We start from the raw sequence: 6,116 nt of genomic DNA, 5'->3' as shown, positions 1-6,116 counted from the left end.
CGGTGGCCGCCGCCTCCTCGACGGCGGCGCGCAGCGAGCCGGGACTCAGTGCTCCAGTCCCTCGGCGGCGGCGGCCGCCGCGCCCACGATCCCCGCGTTGTTCAGCAACGATGCGGTGATCACCGGCGTCCGGATGTCGAGTAGCGGCACCCACTTGTGCGACTTCTTGCTCACTCCGCCGCCCACGATGAACAGGTCCGGCCAGATCAGGTTCTCCAACACGGTCAGGTAACGATTAACACGCTTGGCCCATTCGGGGTACGAAAGTCCCTCGTTGTCCTTCGCCGAGGCGGCCGCCTTCTTCTCCGCGTCGTGGCCGTCGACCTCGATGTGGCCGAACTCGGTGTTGGGCATGAGGGAGCCGTTCTGGAACAGCGCGCTGCCGATACCGGTTCCGAACGTCAGCAGTGCCACCACACCGCGCTTCGCGGCGGGGTCGCCGAACCGCATCTCGGCCATGCCCGCGGCGTCGGCGTCGTTGAGCATGGAGACGTCGGCGACGTCCAGGCCGAGCCGCTCGGCGAACAGGGCGTCGGCGTCCCTGCCGACCCAGCTCGGGTCGATGTTCGCCGCCGTCTGGGCGACTCCCTTCTTGATGACGGAGGGGAGTGTGATGCCGACGGGACCGTCCCAGTCGAAGTGGTCCACGATGCGGGCGACGACGTCGGCCACCGCGTCGGGCGTCGACGGCTTGGGCGTGTCGATGCGCAGTCGGTCGCCGATGAGCTCGCCCTTGTCAAGGTCGACGAGGGCGCCCTTGATGCCGCTGCCGCCGATGTCGATGCCGAACCCACGGTTCGCCGTCATGGGCGAGGCCCCTTCCTTCTCGATTCAGAAGTCGTTGGGCGAGACTTTAACCGGATGTGATCCCATAGTCGGCGTGGGAGCAATGGAATCCGACCCCGAGACTCTGACCGTCGTCGCCGAGCAGGTGGCGGTGGAGGCCGCCGAGCTGGTCCTCGACGCGTACGAGTCCATGCTCGCCGGTGAGCGTGTGGCCGTCGACACGAAATCCAGCGAGACCGACGTCGTGACCGCGGTGGACACCGCCTCGGAACGGCTGGTGCGGGAGCGCCTCGCGCAGCGCAGGCCGGGCGACGCGGTACTCGGCGAGGAGGAGGGCACCGACGGCGAGAGCCAGCGGTCCGCATCGGGTGTCACGTGGGTCGTCGACCCCATCGACGGGACCGTGAACTTCCTGTACGGGCTGCCGTGGTTCGCCGTCTCCGTCGCCGCGCAGATCGACGGTGTCTCCGTCGCCGGGGCGGTGGTGGAGCCGGTGTCCGGACGTCGGTGGACCGCGACGCGCGGGCGGGGCGCCTGGCTCGACGGGCGAGCGTTGCGCGTGTCGGAGCCCGCTTCCCTCGACGTGGCGCTGCTGGCCACCGGGTTCGCCTACAGCTCCGAGCGCCGCGAGCGCCAGGCGCGGTTCGCGGCGAGCATTCTCGGCCGGGTGCGTGACCTCCGCCGGCAGGGGTCCGCGGCACTCGACCTGTGCGCCGTCGGGGCGGGGTGGATCGACGCGTACGCCGAACACGGGTTGAGCCGCTGGGACTGGGCCGCGGGCGCACTCGTCGCCTCCGAGGCCGGCGCCGTGGTGACGTTGCCCGGCGAGGCACCCGAGCTCGGGGACGACGCCATCACGGCCGCGGCCCCGAGCATCGCGGCGCCGTTGCGGGAGGCGCTGCGGGAGTGCGGCGCGGGCGAGGTCTGACGGACCGTTCGAGCGCAGGCTGAGGGTGGGCCGCTCACGGCGGCGGCCCACCCGGCCTCAGCAGTGCTTCGGCAGTGTCTGCGTGAGCAGTTCCTGGTCGATCACGGGGCCGTCCTGCCGGGCCGACTGCTCGTCGGTCTCGGTGTGCTCGTTCTCCGCCGACCACGACTTCAACCGGTCGAGGATCTCCACCGCGACCCCGGAGGGGCTCACGTCGTTGAACTTCGTGCCGATCGCGAGGTCCACCGTGGGGTCCTCGCGGTTGTCCCGGATCAGTTCCAGACACGGGTTGAGGAGGTGCACCGTCCGGGCCGCTCGCTCGCCGGGTGCGCCGAACCTGATCTGGCCGTGGCACTCGGCCACGGTGTCGCCGGTATACACCTCGTCGTTGCCCGGGTCCGTGACCCGGGTGAAGCCGAGTTGACGCAACGCCTCCGTGGCGATCGAGGCCTCACCACGCGTGTTGTTGGCGTTCAGGACCGTGACCTCGACCTGTGAGGGCGGAAGCGGGGACGTGGTCGCCAGCGCGTCGTAGGGCAGTGGCGTGAAGGTCGTGTCCGCGGGCGGCATCGGTCGCGGTTCGCACGCGACGGCTTCGGCGATGTCGCCCGACGAGCTGATGACGTTCACCCACACGGTCACGGCCGCCACACCGAGCACGCCGATGAAGATGAGTGCCGGTAACGGCTTGCGCTTCCGATACGGGCGAACCGCTCGCTGCCTGCCGTTTCCGGGTCTCCCCCCTGTCCCCGCCGCCACCTGCCCCGTCCCTTCACACGAGAAGTGAATCCCCTGAAACGGTGCGCACGCGTGTCCGCCGTCGCTCGTGTACGCGGGCATGACAACACGGCGCTCCCGACCGCCCCTGGATAGCATCACGGCGGTCGCCGCCCGGGCAAGCGAGCGGCGACCGGTGTAGCCACCGGTGCCATCGCACAACCCGAACGATGGAAGTACTGCTCTACAGGGTATTAACCCTGTCGGGTGACGTATCTTAGGGCTCGGGTGACCAGCTTCGAGCCGGGGTAGGCGGTGGGCTACCCTTCCCGGGCTCCGGTCGGTGATGGCGAGGCAGGAAAGAGACCTCACTCACGCCGGAATCGGGCACAAACACGGGCGCTGGATCGTTGACCAGCGGCACGAAGAACTCGGCGCAGGGCCGAGTCCGCGAACATGTATCGAAGCTGATCGCAGGGGTGAAAGAGAAATGGCGACCGACTACGACGCTCCGCGCCGCAGCGAAGCCGACGAGCTGGCAGAGGACTCGTTGGAGGAGCTGAAGGCGAGGCGCAACGAGACCCAGTCCGGCGTCGTGGACGTCGATGAGGACGTGTCGGCGGAGAACTTCGAGCTCCCCGGCGCCGACCTCTCTGGGTTGTCGAGTGAGGACGTGACGGTGAAGGTCGTGCCGAAGCAGGCCGACGAGTTCACCTGTTCCGTTTGCTTCCTTGTGCACCACCGCAGCCGACTCGCGGAGGAGTCCGGCGGACGTCTCATCTGCCGCGACTGCGCCTGACCGAGCTGACACGGCCGGCAGCGCTGGTACTGCCGGCCACCGTGGCGGCAGGGCGCCGTGGGTCGGTCGACGCTGGTCGAGGAGGGGATGTACGTCGAAGGCGGGTGGCCGGGTCGTGACCTGGGCCACCCGCCTTCTGCGTTCGCGGGTCCGTCCGGAGTGCTCAGTCGCGTTCCGGGTCCTGCCGCGCGTTCCGGCCCGTCGGTGTGTCCGAGCCGGTCAAAAGCGCCGCGAGTGTCTCGGGGTGTCGGGTGCTGAAGACCCAGTACGGGGTGGGGTCGTCCGGGTCGTCGAGGTGGACGCGCACCATGGTGCGGATCCAGGGCTTGTGGACGCAGAACGCCGCCGGGTCGAGCTCGGGGCCGAGCGCCCGCCGCTTGTCGGGTTTCCGGATGACGTCGACGGACGTCACATAGTGCAGCGGCAGGTGTGCGTCACCCACCCAGAGTTGTGGTTCGTCACCCCCGTCCACGGCGACCCGGACGCGGCTCAGCGCGACGAGCACGGCCACGGCGACGGGCACGAGCAGCGCGTACGGCGCCCACGGCGGCAGGGCGGGGTAGGCGTACTGGATCTGGGCCGCCAGGAGGACGGCGGCCACCAACGGCAGCGGCCAGTCCCACCACGGGATGGTGAGCCGCTCCGCATGCCGAAGATCGACTTTTGTCCGCGTGTTCGCGCTCTCGGTCACCCGTCTCAGGGTAGTCTCGCGAGTCGTGTCCAGCGTGCAGGTCCTCATCTCCCGACTCGATCCCGACGTCGCCGTCCCGTCGTACGCGCATCCCGGTGATGCGGGCGCGGACCTGGTGACGACGTCGGACGTGCACATCGCCCCCGGTGAACGGGTCGTGGTGGGCACGGGCGTCGCCATCGCACTGCCCGAAGGCTATGCCGGCTTCGTGCACCCGCGTTCCGGGCTCGCCGCCAGGGCGGGTTTGTCGATCGTCAACGCGCCGGGGACCATCGACTCCGGGTACCGGGGCGAGATCCGGGTGTGCCTCGTGAATCTCGACCCCAGGGAGACGATCGTGCTACGGCGAGGCGACCGCATCGCACAACTCGTGGTGCAGCGGGTGGAGCGCGCCGACTTCGTCGAGGTCGAGCGACTGGACGAGACGGTACGGGGAGCGGGCGGTTACGGCTCGACAGGTGGCCACGCTGCGCTCGGAACGGAGAGTTGAGTGGGCATTTTCGGACGACGGAAGCGGAATCAGGCGGCTGACGACCACGTGGACGTGGAGCAGCCGGTTCCCGACGCCGACGCGGAACTCGACGCGGACGACACCGAGGACACCCTCGGCTCCGGCACGGAGGGGCCCTACGACGTCGCCGAGGCACCGGACGACGGTGTGCCGCGGATGGACCTGGGGTCGATCCGCGTGCCGGTGCCGAACGGCTCCCAGGTGCAGGTCGAGATGGACCAGAGCAGCGGCACGGTACGCGCGGTCCACGTCGTCACCGCTGCGGGCCAGGTCACCGTCAGTGCCTACGCCGCGCCCCGGTCGGGCGGGCTGTGGCGGGAGGTCAGCGCCGAGCTGGCCGAGCAGTTGCGCTCCGACGGCGCCCGCGTCTCGCTCGGCCGTGGTGAGTGGGGCATGGAGATCTCGGCCATCGTGGGCGAGGTCGCGCTGCGGTTCATCGGTGTCGACGGACCTCGGTGGATGCTGCGCGGAGTGATCGCGGGGCCGCAGTCCGAGGCGGCCGGGGCGCCCGACGTGCTGCGCTCGATCATGCGCGGCACCGTCGTCGACCGTGGGCAGGCCCCGATGCCCGTGCGGACGCCGTTGCAGATCACCCTGCCGGAGGCGATCGCCTCCCACATCAAGGGCAGGCAGGCCCCACCTCAGCAGGCTCAGCAGCCGCAACAGACGCAGGCGCAGCGGTAGGAGGTCGCGGTGCCCACCTCGGCGGAATGGGTCGTTTTCCTCGGCACGGCGGCGTTGTTCGCGCTGAGTCCGGGCCCCGGTGTGCTGTACGTGCTCGCGCGGAGTCTGCGCGGCGGCCGGGTCGAGGGCGTGCGCTCGGTGATCGGCAACGCCCTGGGCGCGTCCGTCCACGTCGTGGCCGCGGCGCTGGGGCTCTCGGCGCTGCTCGCGACGTCCACGGTCGCGTTCACCGTCGTGAAGGTCGCCGGAGCGGTGTATCTCGTCTACCTCGGGGTGCACGCGATCGTGCGGCGCCACGACGACGGTGGGATCGACCACTCGGACGGTTCCGCGAGGCGCTGGGCGAGGTCGCCACTCGTGCAGGGCGTGATCGCCGAGCTGCTCAACCCGAAGACGGCGCTGTACTTCATGGCGTTGCTGCCGCACTTCGTCCATCCCGAGACGGCTCCCGCGCCGCTCGTGTTCGCCCTGCTCGGCTTCATCGCCGTGGCCATGGCCGCTCTCGTCGACCTGGCCGTGGCGGTGTTCGCGGGCGGTGTGGCCGGCAGGCTCGTGAACAATCCGCGCTGGCGGGTACGGCAACGCGTGGCGGCCGGGCTGAGCATGATCGGGCTGGGCGGCCTCGTCGCGGTGGCCGAGTAGGTCGGACACCGACACCGGCGGGTGCCGCCGCTCACGCGAGCCGGGCGTGCAGCCAGGCCAGCGTGGCCGCGCGGCCGAGACTCTCGCGGTCGGCGCCGAGAGCGTCGAGCGTGGTGCCGACGAGTGCCGTGCGCGGGAGCGCCGCGGCCCAGGACCGGGCGACGGCGATCGGGTGCACCGGGTCGTCGCGGCACGCGGCGATGCCGACCGGAACGTCGAGTGTGCGCAACTCGTCGAGTGCCGGTGCGCGGTGTGCGGCGGCCGCACGCAGACTCGCTGCCAGCCCCGCACCGTGCCGTCGCCACGCGCGGTCGAGTTCCGCCGCCAGCCAGGGCGCCACACCGCGGGTGGCGAGGTC

General features: G+C 70.6%; 8 protein-coding genes and 1 pseudogene. 5 read left to right on the top strand and 4 right to left on the bottom strand.

All coding sequences use genetic code 11. The features are described 5' to 3' along the window. Nucleotides 1-45 precede the first annotated feature (45 nt). Nucleotides 46-807 carry a polyphosphate--glucose phosphotransferase gene (ppgK, locus tag SACAZDRAFT_RS05460; RefSeq protein WP_005439443.1) on the bottom strand — a complete coding sequence of 254 codons (762 nt, stop codon included), beginning with the start codon at nucleotides 805-807 and terminating at the stop codon, nucleotides 46-48. 82 nt (nucleotides 808-889) lie between these two features. Between ppgK and SACAZDRAFT_RS05455 the strand changes: the two genes are divergently transcribed. Further along, nucleotides 890-1,714: an inositol monophosphatase family protein gene (locus SACAZDRAFT_RS05455; RefSeq protein WP_005439442.1), complete on the top strand. Its 825-nt coding sequence runs from the start codon at nucleotides 890-892 to the stop codon at nucleotides 1,712-1,714. Between the two features lie 57 nt (nucleotides 1,715-1,771). On the opposite strand, the gene cei is transcribed toward SACAZDRAFT_RS05455, so the two are convergent. Beyond that, entirely contained in the window at nucleotides 1,772-2,374 is a 603-nt protein-coding gene (cei, locus tag SACAZDRAFT_RS05450) for an envelope integrity protein Cei (RefSeq protein WP_005452060.1), read from the bottom strand. Between the two features lie 547 nt (nucleotides 2,375-2,921). On the opposite strand from cei, the gene SACAZDRAFT_RS05445 reads away from it, so the two are divergent. After that, nucleotides 2,922-3,230 carry a DUF4193 domain-containing protein gene (locus SACAZDRAFT_RS05445; RefSeq protein WP_005439440.1) on the top strand — a complete coding sequence of 103 codons (309 nt, stop codon included), beginning with the start codon at nucleotides 2,922-2,924 and terminating at the stop codon, nucleotides 3,228-3,230. A gap of 163 nt (nucleotides 3,231-3,393) precedes the next feature. Here the strand turns inward: SACAZDRAFT_RS05445 and SACAZDRAFT_RS05440 are convergent, their stop codons facing one another. Beyond that, nucleotides 3,394-3,921: a DUF3093 domain-containing protein gene (locus SACAZDRAFT_RS05440; RefSeq protein WP_005439439.1), complete on the bottom strand. Its 528-nt coding sequence runs from the start codon at nucleotides 3,919-3,921 to the stop codon at nucleotides 3,394-3,396. Nucleotides 3,922-3,955: 34 nt separating this feature from the next. Here SACAZDRAFT_RS05440 and dut point away from each other — a divergent pair, with 34 nt between their 5' ends. Genes dut through SACAZDRAFT_RS05425 form a run of 3 tightly spaced genes read left to right on the top strand, consistent with a single transcriptional unit; the run spans nucleotide 3,956 to nucleotide 5,758 of the window. Beyond that, entirely contained in the window at nucleotides 3,956-4,411 is a 456-nt protein-coding gene (gene dut / locus SACAZDRAFT_RS05435) for a dUTP diphosphatase (protein ID WP_005439436.1), read from the top strand. Further along, nucleotides 4,412-5,116: a DUF3710 domain-containing protein gene (locus tag SACAZDRAFT_RS05430; RefSeq protein ID WP_005439435.1), complete on the top strand. Its 705-nt coding sequence runs from the start codon at nucleotides 4,412-4,414 to the stop codon at nucleotides 5,114-5,116. A gap of 9 nt (nucleotides 5,117-5,125) precedes the next feature. Continuing rightward, nucleotides 5,126-5,758, top strand: coding sequence for a LysE family translocator (locus SACAZDRAFT_RS05425; RefSeq protein WP_005439434.1), 633 nt, complete (start codon nucleotides 5,126-5,128; stop codon nucleotides 5,756-5,758). A 31-nt stretch (nucleotides 5,759-5,789) separates the two neighbouring features. Here the strand turns inward: SACAZDRAFT_RS05425 and SACAZDRAFT_RS05420 are convergent. Further along, nucleotides 5,790-6,116 (bottom strand): annotated as a pseudogene (locus tag SACAZDRAFT_RS05420) (alpha/beta hydrolase); the annotation flags it as partial.

Source organism: Saccharomonospora azurea NA-128, assembly GCF_000231055.2.
GTDB lineage: Bacteria > Actinomycetota > Actinomycetes > Mycobacteriales > Pseudonocardiaceae > Saccharomonospora > Saccharomonospora azurea.
Note: the sequence above shows the minus strand (reverse complement) of the source record. Positions and strands in the feature narration are given on the sequence as shown.

Coding starts and splice junctions, on each gene's coding strand:
- SACAZDRAFT_RS05455 (WP_005439442.1), top strand. CDS start 890: ATGGAATCCGACCCCGAGACTCTGACCGTCGTCGCCGAGCAGGTGGCG.
- ppgK (WP_005439443.1), bottom strand. CDS start 807: ATGACGGCGAACCGTGGGTTCGGCATCGACATCGGCGGCAGCGGCATC.
- SACAZDRAFT_RS05445 (WP_005439440.1), top strand. CDS start 2,922: ATGGCGACCGACTACGACGCTCCGCGCCGCAGCGAAGCCGACGAGCTG.